Source organism: Anoxybacillus andreesenii (genome assembly GCF_030813005.1).
Lineage (GTDB): Bacteria > Bacillota > Bacilli > Bacillales > Cytobacillaceae > Robertmurraya > Robertmurraya andreesenii.
The window spans coordinates 354,096-376,151 of the sequence record NZ_JAUSTU010000001.1 but is presented as its reverse complement, the minus strand read 5'-3'; the positions used below and the strand labels follow the sequence as shown (position 1 = coordinate 376,151).

The following is a 22,056-nucleotide window of genomic DNA, read 5'->3' as shown; positions in this document are numbered from 1 at the left end:
GATATGTCAATATTTATTTCAAAAAGGAGTTCAAGCTCTCAAATGAACATAATCTGTACAACCCTAAACGCAAAATATATACATACAAATTTGGCTATACGATATTTGAAGGCCAATGCCGCACCTGAATTTGACATTCAGCTAGTTGAGTTCACGATCAAGGACCCAACGATGAACATAGTCACCGACCTAATCAAAAGAAAGCCGGACGTCATTGGTTTCAGCTGTTACATATGGAATATCGAAGAAACAATTAAAGTCATTAATATGATCAAGAAAATTGATGCTTCTATTCCTATTGTTGTCGGTGGCCCTGAGGTTACCTACGATGTGCTCGAATGGATGAAAAATGTACCGGAGTTCGACTTCATCGTCATTGGTGAGGGGGAGGCAACCTTCAAACAGCTGCTGACTCAGCTGCAAGGTGAAAATAATTTTTCCAAGGTCCATGGAATTGCCTATCGTGAGGAAGGAAACATTCGCATCAACCCACAGGCGAATAAAATTGATCTTCGAGTCCTTCCTTCTCCCTATCGCTTTGAAGAGGATCTCCCTCATCTTTCAAAAAGAGTGACCTATATCGAAACAAGTCGTGGCTGTCCATTCAGCTGTCAATTCTGTCTTTCTTCTATTGAAATAGGTGTCCGCTATTTTGATCGGGAAAAAATTAAAGAGGATATTCGTTTCTTAATGAAGCATGGGGCCAAAACGATTAAATTTGTCGATCGGACATTTAATATTAGCCGAAGCTACGCCTTGGAAATGTTCCGCTTTCTCATCGATGAACACGTACCAGGTACCGTGTTTCAATTTGAAATTACCGCCGATATTATGAGGCCAGAAGTCATCGAGTTTCTCAATCAAGAAGCCCCTCCCGGCCTTTTTCGCTTTGAAATTGGGGTGCAATCAACCAATGACTATACGAATGAATTGGTGATGAGAAAGCAGAATTTTGAAAAGCTAACACGCACCGTGACCATGGTGAAAAATGGCGGGAAAATTGACCAGCATCTCGATTTAATTGCCGGCCTTCCAGAAGAGGATTACCAATCATTCCGAAAAACCTTTAATGATGTGTTTGCCATGAGACCTGAGGAACTGCAGCTTGGATTTCTGAAAATGCTACGTGGCACCGGCCTACGTCTGCGAGCAGATGAGCATCAATACATCTATATGGACCATGCTCCATATGAAATTCTTGGCAACCGTGTTCTATCCTTTGAGGATATTATCAAAATCAAGCAAGTCGAGGATGTTTTGGAGAAATACTGGAACGATCACCGAATGGATCAGACAATTGAGTATTTAGTATCCAATCTATTCCCTTCCCCATTTGATTTCTTCCAGGAATTTGGTTCTTATTGGGAGGAAAGAGGCTGGGCACGTATCGGTCATCAGTTGGAGGACTTATATAAACGACTGCTCGAATTCATTGAAACGAAGGATTTTGAGGAGTCCCGGGTTGTCATTGATATTATGAAGCTTGATTATCTAACAAGATCGAAATACAAGCCAAGAAAACCATGGTGGGAACCAAGCTACGACAAAAAGCAACGATCGGACATTTATCAAAGACTACTGCAAAATCCAGACCTACTTGAGGAACAGTTTGAGAAATTATCTCTAAACGAAAAGGAACTATACAAGCATACGATGCTAGAAGAAATATCCTTTGATCTACATGAATATATGAACAGCGGAACGATTGTGCCGAGGAAATCACCCATGCTTATTTACTTTGATCCAACCTCTGAGAAGGCGAATTTTTTCTCTTATAAAATAACAGAACACACGATCCAATGATCGTGTGTTCCTTTATTTTGATTTCTTTTTCCCTTGGGATTCCTTGCGGTTTGCTTCAGGTATTTCAAATATCTTACTAGCGTTGAGATCGCCTAACTCATTCCCGAATTCTACGTTAGCTAAATCCTTGGGGGGCTCCTTTTTCTTCATTAGCCCCTCCCCTTTCTTCCCTGCTTTGAATTGCGGTTGAAGCCCTTCATATCATCTTCACCACGAGCAAATTCTGCTGAAAATTCCGCTTCCTGTAAATTTCTCTTTGGTGTTTTGCTATGCTTCTCTACTGCATCAAACTCCGCTTTTCTCTTTGCCATTTACATACCTCCTATCCAATTACTACAGCTATTATTATTTCCATAATCCATTACAATACCCTGCCTTTTATTTCATCCATAATCCTTATGAAAATAGGTTAGGTTAAGATTGAGAGGTGATCTAAAATGAAGAAGAAGCTGAAGAAGGTTACAATCGATGAAACGATGCCACATCAAATCAATGCTCCAGATTTCAAGGGAACCGGAATGGAGGTCATGCCGCCTTTCGTGAACGATTACGGTGTAGTCATCGGAGATAGCAACTACTCCTCTAAGAATTCTCCCCTTGAGAATTGGACGGATGAAACCGATCCTGCCATTATGGCAGGGGATGAATGGGTCCATCCCACGAATGACATTGGTTGGAATACGCCAGAAAATAGAGAGCTAGTAGAAAGCAAAAGGAAGCCCCAGGCATATCCATTTATGCATCCGACTCATGATGTTAGCCATGGAAAGGATTAAGAAAGGTCCAAGGAAATTTCCCTGGACCTTTTCCTGCGTAAAAAGAGCCTACCCTATTATGACTCTTTCCTTCGGATAGTGGAATTTGGTCTTCTCTTCTTTTCCACCGATCATGAATAAGAACGAAGGCAAACCAATTCTACCAATAAACATTAACAGCATAATCACACATTTTCCAAAGGTCGATAGATCAGGGGTGATTCCCATGGAAAGTCCCGTTGTTCCGAACGCCGAGCAAATTTCAAACAGCAACGCCAATAAAGAATGGGTCTCTGAAATCGATAAAACGACTAAAGATACGGAACATAAAATAAAGGCAAGCATCGTAACAGCCAACGCTTTGCGGATATCATCTTCATGCAGTTCCCTACGAAAAACTTTAATGTGACGATTCCCGTTAGCAAAATGATATAAATAAAGAATATTTAAAGCAAATGTCGTCGTTCGAATCCCACCGCCGACAGAGCTTGGCGAAGCCCCGATGAACATCAAACCGCTCATCACGATCAATGTTGCCTGCGAAAATGTACTGACATCAATCGTTGCTAACCCTGAGCTCCGAGTTGTGGCAGATTGGAAAAGGGCATAAAAGAATGACTCATGCCATGATGCCCCCCGAAAAGCATGGTTCCACTCTAACAGTAGAATCACAATAGTACCAAACACCAATAAAGCCAAAAACGTTATAGAGGTTAATTTCGCAAATAGTGAAAAACGAAAGATTCGGCTGTTATCTCGGTGCATAAGAAATTGTTTTAACTCGATTAAAACCGGAAAACCAATCGCACCTAGAGTAATTAATATAATGTTTATAAGCTGTACAAAATAATCATTTGCATAAGGGATAAGCGACTGCCCAGTAATATCAAAGCCCGCATTAGTGGTTGCACTAATCGAAGCAAATAGTCCATGCAAAAAAGCGTCCTTCCAATCGGGATAAAATTTTAGAAAATAAACACCCAAAATTAATGTGCCTAATAGCTCGATTAACAAAATGATTTTTAGGATATCCTTCATTAAATTAACCAAGCCAGAAAGATTCGGTTGATTTTGATCAACCATAATTAATTGCCGTTCCTTTAACCCAATTTTCTTCCCTAATAGGAGCCAGAAAAATGTACCCAGAGTCATGACTCCAATTCCACCTAATTGGAATATCAATATTAGGACAAAAATACCGAATACACTGTAAGTTTCAGAAATATTTACTACCGTTAAACCAGTCACACTAACAGCACTAACCGCTGTAAAAACGGAATCAATAAAAGATACCTCAACACCAGGTAGATGAACGGCAGGTATTCTTAGCATCAATACTGAAATCGTGACAGCTAACATATAATACCCAACTATAATTCGAGCTGGAGTCAGTTTTTTCAGAAATAATTTCAATTGAGTCCTCATTATATTTGTTCCTTCCTAAGTCATTCCGACATCCTCTCTTTTCCTATCCCCTTATAATAAAGAAAAACTTCTCTTTTTTAAAGCACTTATCAAGAAATTTACACATTTTCACTCATTCTTCTATAATGAAAGAAATAGGAGGAAACTGTGATGCTAATAAAAGAGCTTGCTGAAAAAATTGTCGTAGAGGTACGCCGATTATTGAACGAGGATATCATTGTCGTCGATACGAAAGGACAAATTATGGCTAGCACCGATCCAAATAGGGTCAATACCTTTCACGAAGGAGCTCTGATCGCTTCAGAAAGAAAAGAAAAACTGGTGATCACCGAGGAAGACCAAGCAGTACTTAAAGGGGTAAAAGCTGGCATTAACCTCCCCATCTTTTTTCAAAGGGATGTTGTAGGGGTTATCGGGATAACTGGAAATCCGGATGCGGTATCTCCATTTGCTGAAATTATTCGAAAAATGACTGAACTCCTTATTAGTGAGAGCTACTATACCGAGCAGTTTGACTGGCAATCCCGTTCCATAGAGGCCTTCCTTCTTGATTGGATTCAATTAAAGGAATGGAGCGAATCCTTTATCGAGCGGGCAACATTGCTCAATATTGATTTAAAGGTGGATAGACAGGTGATGATTGCAGAGGTAGGTGGAGACCCTCAAGCCCTTCATCGTGATTTATGGCTCTCCATTCTGTCCTGGGACGAACGTGGGCAGAACGAAATTATTTCGAGATGGGGAAATAAACGAATCATTTATCTTTTAACCCCGTCTCAAAGAAACCGTGACACCCGTAAGAAAGCGCTAAGATTCCATGATTTTTTACTCAACCGTTTCAAATGTGATGTCAGTGTTGGCGTCGGTTTGATCACAGCTCCCTCAAAGCTTAAGCAGTCTTATCATCAAGCAGAGAGAGCATTAAATGCACGTGATTCCGAAGGAGCACTGGTTTTTGATGAAGATTTGGCTTTGGAAATGATTTTCGATGACATCAAACAGCAAACGAAAGAGGATTTTGTCAAAAGAACTATTAACCCTCTATTGGCAGAACCTGAACTCCTTGTTACACTTAGAAAGCTGATTGAGAACCATTTTTCCTTAAAGAAAACCGCTCAGGCACTCCATATTCATATTAATACCTTGCACTATCGCTTAAAAAAAATGACAGAATTGACCGGATTGAACCCAAGAAACATCGATGATTTTTTTACTCTTTATTTATCCATTATTTTCTTAGATAAACATATAAAAAAAGGTAGAAATCCTAATTGAATTTTGTATAATCATCCATAGCGGCTTCCCCCGCTTTTTTTTATACTTATAGTATTAAAGATTTTTATATACCGTACTTTTTCGAAAGCGCTTTAACTTAAGAAGGGGGAAATTGCTCATATGATTAACGCAGAGATCAAAAAGATGATCGTCGACATTGTGGGTGAGGAGAATTTTGATGACAGCAAGGTAGGAAGACTTACGTATTCTTATGATGCGACACCGGATATGCAGTCCATGCCAGATGCTGTTGTAAGTCCAAGAAACACAAAAGAAATTTCAGAATTGGTAAAAATCTGTAATGAATATAAAATTCCGATCGTTCCAAGAGGTACAGGTACAAACCTTTGTGGAGGAACTTGCCCAACTGAAGGTGGGATTGTCTTCCTTTTTAAGCATATGAACAAAATTTTGGAGCTTGATTTGGAAAATTTGACAATGACGGTGCAGCCAGGAGTCATTACCCTAGATATTATTAATATGGCGGAAGCGAACGGCCTATTCTATCCACCGGACCCAGGTTCGATGAAATCTTCCACAATCGGAGGAAATATAAGCGAAAACTCTGGTGGACTTCGAGGATTAAAATATGGGGTAACTAGAGATTATGTGATGGGATTAGAAATCGTACTAGCAAATGGCGATATTATTCGTACAGGAGGAAAACTCGCCAAGGATGTTGCCGGCTACGACCTAACGAGACTTTATGTCGGTGCGGAAGGAACGCTTGGCATCATTACGGAAGCGATTCTTAAGCTTGTTCCAAAGCCTGAAACGAAGAAAACGATGCTCGCTCTTTATGAGGACCTTGAAGCAGCGGCACGTACAGTTTCGAAGATTATTGCCAATCGAATCATCCCAGCAACGCTAGAATTCCTTGATCAGCCAACGATTGCAGCTGTTGAGGATTATGTAAAAATTGGACTTCCTACAGAAGCAAAGGCTGTTTTACTGATTGAACAAGATGGTTCACCTGAACAGGTAGATCGAGATATCTTAAAAATTGAAGAAATTTGTAAATCAGAGCAAGCCGTTTCTGTTCAAGTTGCCAAAACGACCGAGGAGGCGGAGGCTTTAACAACAGCTAGAAGATGGGCTCTATCTGCCATCGCTAGAATTAAGCCAACAACCATTCTCGAGGATGCAACCGTACCACGTTCCGAAATAGCTAGAATGGTAAGGGCCATTAATGAAATTGGTGCTAAATACAACCTACAAATTTGTACCTTTGGACATTCAGGTGACGGAAATCTTCATCCTACCGTCCCTACTGATGCGAGAAATCGGGAAGAAATGGAGCGGGTTGAAAAAGCCTTTGAAGAAATTTTTATCAAAGCCGTTGAATTCGGTGGAACAATTACTGGAGAGCATGGTGTCGGTGTGATGAAAGCACCTTATCTTGAATTGAAGCTTGGTGAGGCAGGAATTGCAGCGATGAAGGCCATCAAGGCAGGACTCGATCCAAATAATATTATGAATCCTGGTAAGATGTTCGCGAAAGATACTAGAAAACGTGTGGTGGTTGGAAAATGACAACAGTGCAAGAACAACAAACAATTCAAACAGAATTCAAGAACCGTATGAACGAAGACGAACTACTGAACTGTATGCGCTGCGGCTTTTGCTTACCATCATGCCCAACTTATATCGAATCGGGCTTTAAAGAATCCCATTCTCCCCGTGGCCGAATTGCGTTAATGAAGGCGGTTGTCGATGGATTAATCGAGCCAGATGAAGATTTTGAGAAGTCGTTAAATCAATGTCTTGGCTGCCGTGCCTGTGAACCTGTTTGTCCATCTGGCGTCAACTATGGTCATCTACTTGAGGAAGCACGAGATATTATCAATCAAAATAAAAAGCATAGCTTACCTGTTCGCACTGTTCGCAAGGTCGTGTTTGATGGACTTTTTCCTCATCAAAATCGCATGAGAACCGCAATGGGCTTATTGGGATTTTACCAGCGCTCTGGCCTGCAAAAGGTAGCAAGAGGAACTGGCATTATGAAGCTATTCCCTGAATCATTAGCTACGATGGAAAGAGTGCTGCCAAAGGTTCCATCGATGAAGGAAATGAAAAACCGACCTGAATTCTTACCTGCAGAAGCTCCAAAAACGAAGCGAGTTGCCTTTTTCACTGGCTGTTTGATGGATACGATGTTCCTTGAGACAAATAATGCGACCATGAAGCTATTACAGCTCGCTGGTTGTGAAATCGTTATTCCAAAGGGTCAAAATTGCTGTGGTGCCCTGCATGGACATAGCGGTGAGAAGAGTGGCTCAAAGGATCTGGCAAGAAAAAATATTCAAGCCTTTGAAGATTTGGATGTCGATTACATTATCACGAATGCGGGTGGCTGTGGAGCCTTCCTTGTCGATTACGACCATCTTCTGAAGGATGACCCGGTATGGAAGGATCGTGCCATTGACTTTAAGAATAAAATAAAGGATATTACACAAATATTGTATGAAGTTGATTTTCATAAAAAGGTCAAACTAGAGCTACCATACCAAATTGTCACCTATCAGGATTCCTGTCATTTGCGAAATGTCATGAAGACAGCTGCAGCACCACGTGCCCTTTTACAAGCGATTGAAGGAGCAGACTACAAAGAGATGAAGGATGCTGATCGCTGTTGTGGCTCAGCAGGTATCTATAATATTGTCGAATCAGAAATGTCGATGCAAATTTTGGATTATAAAATGGAGCAAACAAAGTCAACTCATGCAACAACGGTCGTGACCGCAAATCCTGGCTGTCTTCTTCAAATGAAGCTCGGGATTGAAAGAGAAGGCCTTAGCGATAAAATGAGAGCCGTGCATATTGTTGACTTATTGCTGGAGGCTGTAAAGTAATAAAACATGTAACAAGAGCGGGAATATTCCTGCTCTTTTTTTTGTGAATAGTTCATTGTCGGTGGTATACCTGAACGAGTCTTTGCTCATGGTTTTGGAGCAACAACGAAGAGAAGGTATGCTACCGACTATTATTAAGCAGGCTCATAATGGTTTTTTGTCATATTTTCCACTTATGTATTTTGAGCTTTCTCAAATAATAAATACACAGAGATTAATCTTCTGTAAATTATTTAAGGAGCTGAGAGAAATGGCAAGAAGCAGCAATAAGCTATTAGTCCCTGGGATTGAGCAATATTTAGACCAGGTTAAATATGAAATCGCACAGGAATTCGGAGTGACACTTGGTTCTGATACCGTTTCCCGAGCAAATGGATCCGTTGGTGGAGAAATCACGAAACGACTTGTTCACCAGGCTCAAGCACAGCTTTCTGGACAAAACAAATAATCCCCACAAATAACCATAATAGATGGCAAAGAAGTCCGGCAACAGCGCCGGACTTCTTATTTCCAGTTTTCCTTTTCCTTTTTAGCGTCGTTAGCTCGGTTCGGTTTTTCATCCTTTTTCCCTTTGCTATTGGACTTTCCATTATGATTGGATTGATTTTTATTACGGGAAGGGTTTTTGTCCCAGTTATGCTTCTGATTTTTATTCTTATATTGATCAGAATTCCCCTGATTCTTCCCCGCTTTTTCTTCTTTTAACTTATCTTCTTGACCCGGTCGTTGGTCTCTTCTTGACTCATTCTTATTATTCTTAGATGGATTATGATCTATTTTGTCATGAGGAGCTTTGTTCTTATTTATTTTTTCCTTTTTGGCTTTCCCATTGTTATTTGGGGTCTGCTCCTTTTTTGTATTCTTTTCAATTACTGGCTTTTGTTGCACAGTACGACTTTCCTTTTGTCGAGAATCTTCCTTGTTCTTTCTTGTGCTTTCGATTTGTTCAAGCTTACCCTTTTGTTGCTCCGCCATCAGCTTCCCAGTTGAAACTCCAGCTTCTAGAGCCGTTTGTCTTTCCTTTTTGGTGGCCTCAAAGGTGATAAGCTCTCCCTTATCTTTCGTAACCGCTTCCTTCATTTCTCCTATAGCGGCCTCAAGCTTCAGATCACTCTTCTCGTTAATCCCTCCTGTGTGGACAGTGCCAACAATTACTTCCTGTTCCCCTTTAAGATAACCGTTTGTTTTCAGGCTCTTCAGGATATAGCCTGTTACTTCATGAATATCTTTGTTTCTCCACTTAGGCAGATCAGCAATAATTTTCTTCCCACTATCGTTGTAGGAAATCAACTCGATTACGGCTAAATCCTCGTTAACACCCAGTTCTATACTAGGATTAACATCAATGCTCATATAGGCGTATACTTCATCCTTGCCAATCGGGATAAAAGTAACTAGTGCAAGGATACAGGCGATAGCAAATGCGACAACCGACTTTCCTTTCCACACCTTTACATTAGAAAAAAATGTTCCTCTATCTTCCACTGGAACCAAAATTTCTTGTCCGATTTGATAATCGTTGCTTTTTTTTCTAACTTGAAGGAATTCACCATCGGGGGTTAACAATGTTAAAAAACGTTCATTCATTTCCATAATAATTCCTTTGATCACGTTTCTAACACCCCTTTTATATAATCTCGTAAGTAAACATAATCGCCCATCAAAATCAGCGACATGGCAATAATATATTTCCGGTTTCTTTCAATTGTTTTTCTGCTTACCTGTACCAATTCTTCTAATTGTTTGATTGGAAGCTTTCTTTTTTCTAATAAAAAGCTCTTTAATTCTTCCTTCTGTACGACGATTTGAGCCACTTCCATGGCACTTTTCCTGGCATCAACATGTTTTGGAGAGTTCTTTACTAAATCCTCGAAGGTTAAGCCATATTCCCGGAGTACATGAGCAAATTGGATAATCTCATGCTTTCTTAACTCCACGTCTAATTCCTTTTGAAATGCATCAATCGACACCTTCGCTTCAATAGTCGATTGAGGATTTTCATCGTCTTGTTCTTCACTTATCTCAAAGCTCACATTCCTATGCTTGATTTGAGAACGAATATAATCAATCACTCTTCGTTTTATAATGACATCAGCAAACTTCAGCATAGAGCTGCCTTTTGTTGGTTCGAATTTCTCAATCGCTTCGTGAAAGGCGATTAACCCAATACTAAATTCATCATCTATTTCACTAATATACCTTTTGCAAACGGCTGAAACTGATTTTGCAATGAATGGCTTATAAGCTGTAATGAGTTCGTTTTGAAGTGCCAAATCACCTTTTTGTATGTATAAAACCGTTTCCTCAAGTGATTTTTCCTTCTTTTTGGTCAAGAACAATAAACCAAGCACAGTCTCACCCCTTTTTGATCACATCTATATATTACGATATGCTTGGTCTTTTTTTAAGGGTAAGGTTTTGGAAATGTGAATCCTGTGACCTGAGGTGAGATGTTTGAAGCTCCACCATAATGGATGGAGCTCCTGAATGGGCTTATTTATCTTTACCGTGTTCCTTTTTGCTTTGGTCCTTTGAATGACCTTGACCATGTTTCTTTTCTTGCTGCTTCTCAGCATGCTTTGCCTGCTTTTCAGCTTGTTTCTCCTGTTTCTTTATTTCTTTTTCAACTCGCTTGCCTTCCTTTGCTACTTGTTTCTGTTCCATTTTAACTTGTTTCTGTTTAGCCTTTTCCTGCTGTTTTATTTCCTTGATTTCTTGTCTTACTTCTTTCACCCTGTTCTTCTGGTCTTTCTTAATACTTTCAACTACACGTTCATCTTCAACTGATTTCTCAGTAGCTTGCTCATCCTTAATAACAGGAGGCTCTACAACTTCTGGCGCCTTTGCAGATGGTTGAGTACCGTCTTCCTCCTTTATTTCATTCGGAATGTCAACATCAGCAGCGGAGTCATCGTCTTTATTGGCGTATTTTTCTTCTATCTTTTCAAGCTTCTTCGCGAGTTTTGCATAGCTTTTTTCAATGTTTCTTTGAAGTGCTGCCTTTGCAACCGGATTCTTTACCTTTTCTAGGGCTGCTTTCAAGGCAATAATATTTTGGGAAATGAGCTTTTCCACTTCATTATAAGAATCCTCAACAGTTGTCTCCTCATCCGTTTTCGGTGTCATCGTTTCTTCCGTAGTGGAAGCTTCTTCGTCCTTTGGAGTGGAGTCGTCATCTGTCACCTTCGAATTCTCCTCCTTTTCTTCAACTGTAGAAGACCCACCTTCCACTAAATCTCCCGCACTATCTAGATTCTCGAGCGCTTTTTGGATAGTCTCCAGCGCTTTATCCTCTTCTCCATTTTTGAAAAGAGCCTCTGCTTCCGCCAATCGTTCAGATGCATATGTAGTAAATAGTTTCGCTTCCTCTTCGTTATCGAAGGTAAAGGCGAGCTTTATTTTTTCTAAGACTGTTTTTGCAAAATAAAAGAAGTCTCCAGGAAGAAGGGAGGGAGCTTCCGTATTTTGATCAACTGTTGCTTCATTACCATCTTCGCTTGTTATGCTATTCACATCAGTCTCAGCGTTCTGATTCACTGCTTTTGTATCATCTACAACTGTGAGGCCAAGCCCATTATCTTCAGCAAATGCTGGTGTTGTGGAGAATACCAAAAATCCTGTTGCTGCTATTGCGAGTAATTTCTTCGATTTTTTGTTCATCTTCTTTCACCTCATGATTTTTTTTAAGGCGGCCGCCATCTATTAAAGAGATACGCATGAGCAAAATCCATTTTGGGGGTTGGGAAAATAAAAAAACAATAATTCGACATTTCTAGTACCAGAAATGGACGCAAAAAAAAGCAGCCGATAGAGTAGCTGCTAAAGTGAATGCTATAGTTTTGAAATTCTAATCCCTGTAAACCCAAAGAAAAGTGTAATAATAGGAGATAGGAGACAGAAGAAGGCATATGGTACATAATCAATCGTATCGACACCTAGAACTCCTGACAAAAAGACTCCACAAACTCCCCATGGAACGAGTGGATTGATCACCGTCCCTGCATCCTCCAAGATTCGGGATAGATTTTTTAGATGAAGCCCTGCTTTTTTAAAAGGCTGCTCAAATGCATTTCCTGTTAGAAGGATCGATAAATATTGCTCTCCTACTAAAAAATTGATACCAATGGCAGTTGTTACCGTTGAAAGAACTAGAAGTGGCACTTTATATAGGAAAGCGGAAATGGCATTTAGGAGAGCATCCATAATCCCAATTTTGAACAAAAGCCCTCCTAAAGCTAGTGCAAGGAGCACGAGCGACATAGAAAACATCATGCTTTCCATCCCTCCTCTGCCTAAGAGCACATCGATTTCTTCCACACCACTCTTTATTTCAAAGCCGCTAAACAAGAGCTTAATCATAACTGCAAAGTTAAAATTCTCCTGAACGAAAAATGTCAACACTAATGATGATAGAATTCCTGCGGATAAAGTAACAATGGACGAAACTCTTTTGATTGCCAAAAATGTAAGCACAAGAAATGGCAAGATAGAGTATAAATGTACGAGATTTAAAGAGCGTAAGGTTTCTTTTAATAAAGAAATCTTCTCAAAGCTAGCCGATGCTTCAGCTGGAGAAAGTGCAGCAAAAAGGACAAAGGATAACAGGAAAGCCGGAACCGTTGTCCACATCATATTTTTGATATGCTCGAATAAATCTACCTTCACAGTCATCGAAGCGAGATTCGTTGTATCTGATATGGGAGACATTTTATCACCAAAGAAAGCCCCCGAAATAATCGCCCCTGCTGTAATAGGCAATGAGAAATCCAAGGCTGAGCTGACACTCATAAAGGCAACGCCTAAGGTTGCAGCAGTCGTTAGTGAGCTCCCAATGCTAATGCCAATTAGTGATGTCACTACAAACACAACACAGTAAAAAAATTTACCGTTTACAAACTCTAATGCAAAATAGATGAAGGTTGGAATCGTGCCACTTGCCATCCAGCTGCTAATCAGCATGCCAATAAAAAAGAAGATCATCACTGCGCCAAGCCCAGATTTTGCCCCTTCAATCATCCCACTCTCTAAGTCCTTAATGGAAACCTTTTTGATCATTCCATATAAAAATAGCAAAAAAATTGCGAGGACAATCGGAATATGTGGAACAGCTTCGTATTTGATTATAAGAAAACTAACTCCTCCCAAAATAAGCAAGGTTAGTAGAATAGCCTCCAAGAAAGTTAGTTTTATTATTGCTTGCTCCTGTCTCATCGCCTTATCCCTCGTTCAAAAATATTTTCGCACTGAAACGCTTTTTAGCATTAAAGCAAAGAATAACATTATATTAATATATGATTAGGACGGATGTCAATGTAAAGCCAAAATAAAAAACGACCCATATTTGAGTCGTTTTCCTTGTATGTTACTGGTAATCATCCATCGGATTGTATAATTTGATATCAGGATTTTTGTCCTGGAACCATCGGAGCGCAAAATCATTTTCAAAAAGGAAGGCTAATTTTCCATAGCGATCCTTCACAAGAATACTTCTTTGAGCAGATAGGCTTTCATTCACGGTTTCATTTTCGACCCATCTCGTGATTTTCGAGCCTAACCGCTCCATAATCACTTCGACATTGTATTCATTCTTCATGCGGTGCTCAAAGACTTCAAATTGTAGCTGACCGACTGCCCCTAATAAATAATCCTCGTTTCTAACATTCCGAAATAGCTGAATCGCTCCCTCTTGCACTAACTGCTCGATTCCCTTGTAAAAATGCTTTTGCTTCATGACGTTCTTTGCGGTTACACGTACAAACAGTTCCGGTGTAAACTGCGGTAATCTCTCATATTGGAAATCATTCTTGCCCACGGTCAACGTATCTCCAATTTGGTACATACCCGGATCGTACAAGCCAATGATGTCTCCACTTACAGCTTCCTCAACTGTGCTGCGATCATCCGCCATAAACTGTGTAGATTGAGCAAGCTTTATTTGCTTGTTCAATCTCGGTAAGTTGACCGTCATGCCTCTTTCAAATTTTCCTGAACAGATGCGTAAAAAGGCAATTCTGTCCCGATGAGCTGGATTCATGTTGGCTTGAATCTTGAAAATAAATCCAGAAAACTCTTCAGACATTGGATCGATTTTACCCTCGGTTGAATTTCTTCCCTGCGGGGGTGGAGCGAATTGTAAATAGGTTTCAAGGAAGGTTTGGACGCCAAAATTTGTTAAGGCACTTCCGAAAAATACAGGTGTTAGTTCACCATTCTCGATTCTTTCTCGGGAAAATTCATTTCCAGCCTCATTTAACAGCATAATTTCTTCAAGCGTCTGGTCATAGAGACCGCTTTGCTTAAGAGGGTGCTCCCCTTCAATTTCTCCATCCTCATTAAGCTCCACATAGCGTTTGTCCTCGTCCACACGAAATTGCTCAATTCGCTTATAGTAGCGATCATAGATCCCTAGGAATTCCTTGCCCATACCGATTGGCCAGTTCATTGGATAGGATTCTATTTCCATGACCTCCTCAAGTTCTGCAAGCAGCTCTAAAGGAGTTCTGCCTTCTCGGTCTAGCTTATTAATGAAGGTAAATATCGGAATCCCACGCATGCGGCAAACCTTGAACAGCTTTAAGGTCTGCTCCTCAATTCCTTTTGCTGAATCGATAATCATTACAGCACTATCTACAGCGGTTAATGTTCGATACGTATCCTCACTAAAATCCTGGTGTCCTGGGGTATCTAAGATGTTTACACGACAGTTTTGATACTCAAATTGCATCACGCTTGATGTTACTGAAATCCCACGTTGCTTCTCAATTTCCATCCAGTCACTTGTTGCATATTTCCCTGTCTTTTTCCCTTTCACTGTACCAGCATCACGAATGGCTCCGCCAAAAAGAAGAAGCTTCTCGGTCAAAGTTGTTTTCCCAGCATCCGGGTGAGAAATAATTGCAAAGGTGCGACGGGATAGTACCTCATTCTTAAAGTCATTACCCATAAATAGTTGTATCCTTTCCATCTATTCATTTCTTAACGATGTTTGTTAGCTCTTCAAAAAAACTTGCGACGCTATATTATAACAAATTCTCACCCTTTTATGTAGCTCTTAAACATGATTGTTTTGAACAAAAAATAAATACGATCACACAAAGAAAGCAGGGTTTCCCCCACTTTCCTACAGTCCGAAAAATCTAAAATCTCCTTTTGCTTAGAGAACTGTCTTGGTCCAGCGCTTCCGCTTTTCTAATTACCACTTAAAGCATGCAGCTCCGACAATAATTAAGAGAATGAAGAGTACGACAATTAAAGCGAAGCCTCCGCCGTATCCGAAGCCACCGCAACCACCAAAGCCGTAGCCACCAAAGCCTCCATATCCATAACCGAATGGCATTATATCCCCTCCTTTAACATGAGTTTTTTAGTAAAATCCGCCGTAACCCCAAGAAGCACCGATTATAATTAATAAAATAAACAGTACTACTACTAGGGCAAATCCGCCGCCATATCCATATCCATCTGACATATTTTAGACCTCCTTATTGTGAGTCAATATATCCTATTCAGCGAATGTGGAATCGGGAATAGACAAACGCACATTTTTCAGGACGATCAACTATGCAAATCGAGACAAATAATCAAAATCCAACCTACTGTACTGGGATAATAAATAGGCGGATTTCTTGGCATTTGGTTTTCTCAATGTGTTCAGCGCTTTAATCATCTCTTCCTTCGTTCTTATCCCTATTCCATGTCCAAAATACTGATTCCTTCCCAAGTACACTGCATTTTCACCTATCCAAACAGGGTGGAGAAAATCGGGATTATGAAAGTACAAAACATCTCCAGGAATAAATTCAGTCCCTACTTTGGTAATTATTCTTAAATCCTCATCATAGCTCCAATCCCAAACCAACAAATTTTGAAATAGTTGATTAAATGCCGACGGGTTGATAGATTTTAGAACAGCATAATAATAGATAATGACAATGGCAGTGGAGCATTCAAACCCATATTTTTTTCCATTTTTGAAAATATCCTCGATGGCTTCAGACGGTTTGGCAAATGGCTTCAATCGGTAGCCTCTATACGTCTTTGTCCAAAATTGTTCGTTAAACTTCGAATTATAAAAAACAGTGAATTCTGCCCCACTCTTAGCCAGCTCTTTCGCCGATTCGATAATATTCCTTCTTAATAGCAGTTCAAAGTTTAAGCTTTGCCAAGATCGATAATAATGGGGGAGGTCACTTTTTTGCAGTTCCTCGTATATATTGGCTTCCGTTTCAGGAAGATTCGCCGGCGCTTTTTTCTCTAATAAAGTACCCATCATAATAATCATTTTGGGCAGCACTCCAATACTCTTTTTCTTTCATCCTATGCGACCTATCGTCAAGGTGGATGGGCTTATTAGGTAGTCCGTTTGAGACCTTTCCAAAAAAACTTGTCCTTCTCCGTGGGGTACAAGCATAGAATAGAATGGTGAAAAATAAGGGGGAGGTCACTATGTTTCAATTCCTTGAAAAAGCAATTATCGGGATGGCCTTGTTAAGAATGTTATCTGGTAGTATTGAAATTTTTGCTGCCTTTTTATTTTTGAAGGTAAATGAAGTGGAGAAAGCCTTAATCATCAATAGCTCCTTGGCATTAATTGGTCCGATCATTCTTATACTTACAACGACAATTGGACTCTTCGGGGTAGCTGAAAAGGTATCTCTGACAAAAATGCTTTGGATCATTTGTGGAGTCGGCCTGATTCTTTATGGGGTGAAAAGCTCATAGGTGTTCTCATACACATCTTTCCACATTAAAAGACCAACTCGGTCTTTTTTTATTGACTACTATTAATCGTTACCGTATTATTATAAATAGTTATCAAAACTACATATTAAAGTATGGAGGTATGAAAATGAAGTACATCCGTGAACCCATTAATGGTTTGACACATTTAAGTGGAGCAATCTTATCCTTTGTGGCACTTTTAGCTATGGTCATTAAGGCAGCAATCACTACAGAATCAGCTCTTTCCATCACCGCTGTGATTGTGTTTGGGGTAAGCATGATCCTTCTCTACTCAGCATCAGCGACATATCATATGGTCATCGCGAGGGACAAGGTGATTGCCTTCTTGCGAAAGTTGGACCATTCCATGATTTTTATCCTAATTGCTGGAACCTATACCCCATTTTGCCTGATTAGCTTGAATGGCATGACTGGCTGGTTGTTATTTTCAATCATCGTTTTTGTAGCTTTAACTGGCGTGCTTTTTAAAATGGTTTGGTTTCACTGCCCTAGATGGCTTTCAACTTCCATTTATATATTGATGGGTTGGATGGTTATTTTTGTCGCCTCCCCGTTGTCCAAGGTATTAAGCTCAACTGGATTATTCCTACTCGTACTGGGAGGGATACTTTATACCGTGGGGGGAATCATTTACGCAGCAAAACCCAATTTTCTAAAATCCAAACATATGGGGTTTCATGAAATTTTCCATATTTTCATCATGCTTGGTACAACCGCTCACTTTCTTTGTGTGTATATGTATGTCCTTTAAATTGAAAACCGTTGAAAAAGCAGGTACTAACAAAATTACCTATAATAAACGAAAACAGGTGCTGACTCTCCTATGAGAATCAACACCTGTTTATATTTCTACTCCCCTTTAATCATGAGGAGCTTTTGCTTTAAATTATTTTCCATCGCAGCAAGCTCGTATTCTGCCTGGCGACGTTTGTGACGTCCTTCCTCTTGAATACGCATCGTCTCTTCAAGTGTCGAAATCAGATTTTCCTGTGTCTTTTTCAGGGTTTCGATGTCAACTAGTCCTCTCTCATTTTCCCGCGCTGTTTCGATCGTATTAGCCTTGAGCATTTCTGCATTTCGAAGCAATAGTTCATTCGTCGTCTTAGACACCTGTTTTTGCGCTTCGACCGCATGACGCTGTCTGATTAAGGTTAAAGCAATCGCCACCTGATTTTTCCACAAAGGAATTGCCGTTAGAATAGAAGATTGGATCTTTTCGACCAATGCCTGGTTTGTATTTTGAATCAGACGGATTTGTGGTGCACTTTGAATAGTAATTTCCCGGCTTAATTTCAGGTCGTACAGACGTTTGTCCAAACGGTCAGCAAACTGAATCATATCGTTCACTTCTTGGACTTTCATTTGATCGCCCGTGGCTTCTGCAGCCTTTTTTAGCTCAGGGATCGTCTTCTCATACAATTCCTCAAGCTTTATTTCACCAGCAGCGATGTAGACATTTAACGCATTGAAATAATCCTTATTGTTATCATATAGCTTCTCTAAATAATGAATATCACTCAGAAGCGTGTTCTTGCTTCGTTCAAGCTGCACACTGATACGGTCAATTTGCGCACCCGTCTTCTGATAGCGGGATAACACCTCTTGAACAGTTGAAGAGATTTTGCCAAACATCTTTGATAAAAAAGATGGCTTCTCAGGCTTTAGATCATCAGGGTTAACGCTGTTCAGCTTTTTCATGAGATTGCTAATAATCTCCCCAACTTCCCCGACATCCTGCTTTTGAACATGCTCAAGCATCGTATGAGAAAACGACAATAGCTTCCCTTGAGCCTGAGATCCATAAGAAATCATTGCTTCATGATTTTTCGGATCAATTTGTTCTGCCAGCTGGTAGGCCTTTGCCCGATTTTCTTCCGGGATGACATCTATGAGCTTTACTGGTTTCTGCTCGGTTGCTTGAAAAACTTCGGTCTTTGGCTTTTCTTCACCAAATGGATTGGCAAGCAAATCATCAAAGACACCGGTTGTATTTCCATAAAGGGATTCGTTTTTATCACTCATTTAAGTCTCCTACTTTCATCAAGAAATTCAGAATGTCGAAAGGTATCGATATTTTTCCTTGCCACATCTAGTTCGAACTGTAGCTCATCGAGATCATTGGAGAGAACCATATCCAAATCCTTCTCCAAAGCATATCTCATTTCATCTAAGGTTCTCCTCGTATCCTTTAACGATTGGTTCAGCTCACGATTTCTTGTCGGCTGAGCTGCCAAAAAGGAATATTTTTCTGCTAGTTCTACATAAGAATCCAGATGATAAAAATAAAACTTCTCAGCCAGATAAAATCGTTTCGGTTCTTTTTTCGTAATCCGGTATATTTTTCGGGAAATACGAAGAATCTCCATGTTTTGTTTCAGTGCAGTCAGTTGCTTGATGGAAAATAACGCTTTGTTCAGCCGTTCAATTTTTTGCTTGGCCTCATCCAAATTTGTCTCAATATATTTATATTCTTTTCTGGAAAGCCCTTGACTCTTAATAAAGCGATGCTTCATCACGGCCTTTGCAGAATAATACATCAGCCCACCACTAAAAATTGAAAAAACAGTGGATAACAAAAGGGTTTGGTCAAAAGCAAAAAAGCTAATTAACCAGACAAAACCAGCCGTTGGAATCGCCAATAACGTTCGCAAAACAAAAGAGATAAATGGATTCATTCTTATCGACTCCTAACATTAATCCTCATATGTCATACGGATTTCCGTTCATAAATGTTTCAAACATCACTCAGATTTCTATACTGTAATCATACCAAAATTTGTAGGGTTTTATATAGACCGTGAATGTAATTGAATCTAAGACTTAAGACGTATTTTCAGAAGTGTTTAAGAATTTTTTGTTCTTCCAAACAAAAAACCAACCGAAGAGACATGATTGGTTTCACAGTTGCTCATTTATTTAATCACTCCCCTCCGATTATTTCTTCCATAAAGTCACAATTATTGTTTGCATAGGAAAACAGCAGGATTGCAACAACATAGTTTGTGTTTGAAGTTTGAAGAAGCATAAGGACAAACAAAAGGAGAAGATAACATGGCTGAACAAACCCTTTATGGCAAAGTTGGCGGATCGGAAGCAATTGAAAAGGTTGTAGATTACTTTTATGAGGAATTGGTTCTCAAGGATCCAACAGTAAATAAGTTCTTCGAAAATACTGATATGGAGAAACAAAGGAAACATCAAACGAAATTTATTAGCTTTGCTTTAGGTGGGCCTAATCAGTACACTGGTACATCGATGGCGAAAGCACATAAAGGAATGAATCTTCAACCTGAGCACTATGATGCCATCGTACGGCATCTTCATGATGCACTGGCCCATTTCAATGTAGATGAGGCGGATATTAATGAAGCATTAGCAAAAATTGGCACATTAAGAGATGATATTCTATTTAAATAGCTCTTGCAAGACGCAAGAGCTTCAATTTCTTCATTATTAATGATGGTGTCCATGACCTTCCTTTGATGGGTTGGTAATTTCAAATTGCTCCTGGGGAACATAAAAATACTTAATCCAAACTCCATCAAGAAATTCCTCTCTTTTATCAAGAAGAATCTGAATCCCCTTGTCGGTTTCCACAATTTCGTCATGCTCGGTTGGGGTATCTAGCTTAAGATCATAGTGAGCATGGTCACCATGCATATATGTAACATAGACACGGATCATCTTTCCTTGGGCCTCTTCCGTTTCAAGCATTTCCTTTAGTACCTTTGCAGCATTTTTGTTAATTTTGCATTTCATTTTGATTACCTCCAAAAAAGTCCATGAACGAGGTTGTCCATGAGAATAATCGATGATCTACATTATACACTTAAGATTGGCTAAGAAGAAAAAAAGCCACCGGAAAAAGAAGAAGATTTCATTACACAATGGCTTTCATTTTCTTTGGATTCATATTATTTCATATTTTTATTTAGAAAACTAAACCAGATATAAAAACACACAGAAGAAATGGGCCGCACTTCCTCCAATAACAAATAAATGCCAAAGGGTATGATGATACTTAAACCCACGCCACACATAAAAAATAGAGCCAAGCGTATACAAAATACCACCGATGACTAGAAGCAGAATTCCATTTGGATGGAGATTCTCCACTAACGGCTTCCAAGCAAAAACAATGAGCCAGCCCATGATCACATACAACAACGTGGAATAAAATACAAATTTTTTAACAAAAAATGATTTAAATACGGTACCGCCAATCGCAAGCCCCCAGACAATCCCAAAGATCGTCCACCCTTCCCAGCCTTTTACTACAAGAAAGAGAAATGGTGTATACGTACCAGCGATAAAAAAATAAATCGAGGAATGGTCCAGTATTTCAAAAACATCCTTTGCTTTTCCGCTTGGAAGGCTGTGAAGCATCGTTGAAAAAATATACATCAGAAGCATCGTGCTACCAAACAACGTAAAGCTAACCACATGCCATGCATTTCCATGAACGGCAGCATCCACAATTAATAAAACTAGGGCGGCAACGCTTAACAATGCTCCTATTCCGTGACTGATGGCATTGGCAATTTCTTCACCCTTCGTAAAAATATGCGTCTCACTCACTGTGATTCCCTCTCTTCTATAATCTCATCCACTATTTTTTCAGCAGCCCTGCGATACAGGTTACTAATGTTAGCAAGCGTTGCAATGAGCAGTACTTTTTGTAGATATCCTTGTGCATCCTCTTCGAATTTTTCAACTTCCTTATTGACCTCATCCATGTGTTCGCTCATTTGCTCCTGGAAGCTAGCAATGTTGGTAGTATTTAGGCTTAAATAGCTGCTATATAGCTCCTCTAGCTGGAACGAACTGTCATTAGTTATCATTTTATTAATCCCGTTCAAGGTTTCCTTAATATCATTAATCGATAAAGCGCCTTTTAATTGATAAATTAAGCTAATCAGCAGCAAATGCTCCTTAGAATACTTCTTATTCTTGATTGGGAAAAATAATTTCGCTTTTGCGTAATTGTTAATCATCGTTTTCGTGAGAATTTTTTCCTCATCGTTTCTTTTCGAGTCCTTGAACTTATTTTCAAATAATTGAATGACCTGATCCATATATAAATCAATTTCCGGAATATCCATCAAAGATATTTGGTTTGGATTATCAAGACCTTTGATAAACTCATCTAACTTCCCCATTAAGAGACCTCTTTTCGAATTATTTCACTTTATTATTGTAACTTA

General features: G+C 39.6%; 25 protein-coding genes. 9 read left to right on the top strand and 16 right to left on the bottom strand.

Translation table 11 applies throughout. The annotated features are described in order from the left end of the window. Positions 1-42 precede the first annotated feature (42 nt). Positions 43-1,803, top strand: a complete 1,761-nt coding sequence (locus tag J2S07_RS01885; protein ID WP_307148696.1) for a B12-binding domain-containing radical SAM protein — start codon at positions 43-45, stop codon at positions 1,801-1,803. A gap of 12 nt (positions 1,804-1,815) precedes the next feature. Here the strand turns inward: J2S07_RS01885 and ykzE are convergent, their stop codons facing one another. Both ykzE and ykzP read right to left on the bottom strand, forming a co-directional pair. Beyond that, positions 1,816-1,953, bottom strand: coding sequence for a protein YkzE (gene ykzE, locus J2S07_RS01880; RefSeq protein WP_307148695.1), 138 nt, complete (start codon positions 1,951-1,953; stop codon positions 1,816-1,818). Further along, a complete protein-coding gene (gene ykzP / locus J2S07_RS01875) occupies positions 1,953-2,114 on the bottom strand; it encodes a protein YkzP (protein WP_307148694.1) in 162 nt (53 codons plus the stop codon). Before ykzP ends, ykzE begins: the two co-directional genes overlap by 1 nt. Positions 2,115-2,240: 126 nt before the next feature. On the opposite strand from ykzP, the gene J2S07_RS01870 reads away from it, so the two are divergent. Next, a complete protein-coding gene (locus J2S07_RS01870) occupies positions 2,241-2,579 on the top strand; it encodes a DUF3905 domain-containing protein (RefSeq protein ID WP_307148693.1) in 339 nt (112 codons plus the stop codon). Positions 2,580-2,627: 48 nt separating this feature from the next. On the opposite strand, the gene J2S07_RS01865 is transcribed toward J2S07_RS01870, so the two are convergent. Then, on the bottom strand, positions 2,628-3,983 hold the full coding sequence (locus J2S07_RS01865) for a TrkH family potassium uptake protein (protein WP_307148692.1): 1,356 nt from the start codon (positions 3,981-3,983) through the stop codon (positions 2,628-2,630). Between the two features lie 150 nt (positions 3,984-4,133). Here J2S07_RS01865 and J2S07_RS01860 point away from each other — a divergent pair, with 150 nt between their 5' ends. The 4 genes from J2S07_RS01860 to J2S07_RS01845 all read left to right on the top strand — a co-directional run bounded on the left by J2S07_RS01860 (position 4,134) and on the right by J2S07_RS01845 (position 8,558). After that, positions 4,134-5,258 (top strand): CdaR family transcriptional regulator, encoded by a 1,125-nt coding sequence (locus tag J2S07_RS01860; RefSeq protein WP_307148691.1) that lies wholly within the window; start codon positions 4,134-4,136, stop codon positions 5,256-5,258. A 120-nt stretch (positions 5,259-5,378) separates the two neighbouring features. Beyond that, entirely contained in the window at positions 5,379-6,791 is a 1,413-nt protein-coding gene (gene glcD / locus J2S07_RS01855; protein WP_307148690.1) for a glycolate oxidase subunit GlcD, read from the top strand. Next, positions 6,788-8,110 carry a (Fe-S)-binding protein gene (locus tag J2S07_RS01850; RefSeq protein ID WP_307148689.1) on the top strand — a complete coding sequence of 441 codons (1,323 nt, stop codon included), beginning with the start codon at positions 6,788-6,790 and terminating at the stop codon, positions 8,108-8,110. Before glcD ends, J2S07_RS01850 begins: the two co-directional genes overlap by 4 nt. A 250-nt stretch (positions 8,111-8,360) precedes the next feature. Further along, positions 8,361-8,558 carry an alpha/beta-type small acid-soluble spore protein gene (locus tag J2S07_RS01845; protein WP_307148688.1) on the top strand — a complete coding sequence of 66 codons (198 nt, stop codon included), beginning with the start codon at positions 8,361-8,363 and terminating at the stop codon, positions 8,556-8,558. Between the two features lie 56 nt (positions 8,559-8,614). Here the strand turns inward: J2S07_RS01845 and J2S07_RS01840 are convergent, their stop codons facing one another. The 8 genes from J2S07_RS01840 to tgl all read right to left on the bottom strand — a co-directional run bounded on the left by J2S07_RS01840 (position 8,615) and on the right by tgl (position 16,391). Further along, the gene (locus J2S07_RS01840; RefSeq protein ID WP_307148687.1) at positions 8,615-9,721 is read right to left on the bottom strand and encodes an anti-sigma factor domain-containing protein; all 1,107 of its coding nucleotides are present in this window, start codon (positions 9,719-9,721) and stop codon (positions 8,615-8,617) included. Then, positions 9,718-10,461: an RNA polymerase sigma factor SigI gene (gene sigI / locus J2S07_RS01835; RefSeq protein ID WP_307148686.1), complete on the bottom strand. Its 744-nt coding sequence runs from the start codon at positions 10,459-10,461 to the stop codon at positions 9,718-9,720. Before sigI ends, J2S07_RS01840 begins: the two co-directional genes overlap by 4 nt. Before the next feature lie 142 nt (positions 10,462-10,603). Continuing rightward, positions 10,604-11,770, bottom strand: coding sequence for a DUF5667 domain-containing protein (locus J2S07_RS01830; RefSeq protein ID WP_307148685.1), 1,167 nt, complete (start codon positions 11,768-11,770; stop codon positions 10,604-10,606). Between the two features lie 171 nt (positions 11,771-11,941). After that, positions 11,942-13,321 (bottom strand): Na+/H+ antiporter NhaC, encoded by a 1,380-nt coding sequence (gene nhaC, locus J2S07_RS01825; protein WP_307148684.1) that lies wholly within the window; start codon positions 13,319-13,321, stop codon positions 11,942-11,944. A gap of 151 nt (positions 13,322-13,472) precedes the next feature. Next, positions 13,473-15,053 (bottom strand): peptide chain release factor 3, encoded by a 1,581-nt coding sequence (locus J2S07_RS01820; RefSeq protein ID WP_307148683.1) that lies wholly within the window; start codon positions 15,051-15,053, stop codon positions 13,473-13,475. A gap of 249 nt (positions 15,054-15,302) precedes the next feature. Further along, entirely contained in the window at positions 15,303-15,446 is a 144-nt protein-coding gene (locus tag J2S07_RS01815) for a YjcZ family sporulation protein (protein ID WP_307148682.1), read from the bottom strand. Positions 15,447-15,473: 27 nt separating this feature from the next. Further along, positions 15,474-15,578, bottom strand: a complete 105-nt coding sequence (locus J2S07_RS01810; RefSeq protein ID WP_307148681.1) for a YjcZ family sporulation protein — start codon at positions 15,576-15,578, stop codon at positions 15,474-15,476. A 90-nt stretch (positions 15,579-15,668) separates the two neighbouring features. Continuing rightward, positions 15,669-16,391 carry a spore coat transglutaminase TGL gene (gene tgl / locus J2S07_RS01805; protein ID WP_307148680.1) on the bottom strand — a complete coding sequence of 241 codons (723 nt, stop codon included), beginning with the start codon at positions 16,389-16,391 and terminating at the stop codon, positions 15,669-15,671. Between the two features lie 164 nt (positions 16,392-16,555). On the opposite strand from tgl, the gene J2S07_RS01800 reads away from it, so the two are divergent. Both J2S07_RS01800 and trhA (J2S07_RS01795) read left to right on the top strand, forming a co-directional pair. After that, positions 16,556-16,831 (top strand): YqhV family protein, encoded by a 276-nt coding sequence (locus J2S07_RS01800; protein ID WP_307148679.1) that lies wholly within the window; start codon positions 16,556-16,558, stop codon positions 16,829-16,831. A 127-nt stretch (positions 16,832-16,958) separates the two neighbouring features. Further along, complete coding sequence (gene trhA / locus J2S07_RS01795) at positions 16,959-17,603, top strand: PAQR family membrane homeostasis protein TrhA (RefSeq protein WP_307148678.1); 645 nt, start codon at positions 16,959-16,961, stop codon at positions 17,601-17,603. 98 nt (positions 17,604-17,701) lie between these two features. On the opposite strand, the gene J2S07_RS01790 is transcribed toward trhA (J2S07_RS01795), so the two are convergent. Both J2S07_RS01790 and J2S07_RS01785 read right to left on the bottom strand, forming a co-directional pair. Next, the gene (locus J2S07_RS01790) at positions 17,702-18,874 is read right to left on the bottom strand and encodes a toxic anion resistance protein (RefSeq protein WP_307148677.1); all 1,173 of its coding nucleotides are present in this window, start codon (positions 18,872-18,874) and stop codon (positions 17,702-17,704) included. Then, a complete protein-coding gene (locus J2S07_RS01785; protein WP_307148676.1) occupies positions 18,871-19,527 on the bottom strand; it encodes a 5-bromo-4-chloroindolyl phosphate hydrolysis family protein in 657 nt (218 codons plus the stop codon). The genes J2S07_RS01790 and J2S07_RS01785 overlap by 4 nt, the downstream gene beginning before the upstream one ends. Before the next feature lie 376 nt (positions 19,528-19,903). Between J2S07_RS01785 and J2S07_RS01780 the strand changes: the two genes are divergently transcribed. Next, positions 19,904-20,269: a group I truncated hemoglobin gene (locus J2S07_RS01780; RefSeq protein WP_307148675.1), complete on the top strand. Its 366-nt coding sequence runs from the start codon at positions 19,904-19,906 to the stop codon at positions 20,267-20,269. Positions 20,270-20,305: 36 nt separating this feature from the next. Here the strand turns inward: J2S07_RS01780 and J2S07_RS01775 are convergent, their stop codons facing one another. From J2S07_RS01775 to J2S07_RS01765, 3 genes are all read right to left on the bottom strand, one after another. Next, on the bottom strand, positions 20,306-20,611 hold the full coding sequence (locus tag J2S07_RS01775; RefSeq protein WP_307148674.1) for an iron-sulfur cluster assembly accessory protein: 306 nt from the start codon (positions 20,609-20,611) through the stop codon (positions 20,306-20,308). 180 nt (positions 20,612-20,791) lie between these two features. Then, entirely contained in the window at positions 20,792-21,430 is a 639-nt protein-coding gene (gene trhA / locus J2S07_RS01770; protein WP_307148673.1) for a PAQR family membrane homeostasis protein TrhA, read from the bottom strand. Next, a complete protein-coding gene (locus J2S07_RS01765; RefSeq protein WP_307148672.1) occupies positions 21,427-22,011 on the bottom strand; it encodes a DUF1836 domain-containing protein in 585 nt (194 codons plus the stop codon). Before J2S07_RS01765 ends, trhA (J2S07_RS01770) begins: the two co-directional genes overlap by 4 nt. Between the last annotated feature and the right edge of the window lie 45 nt (positions 22,012-22,056).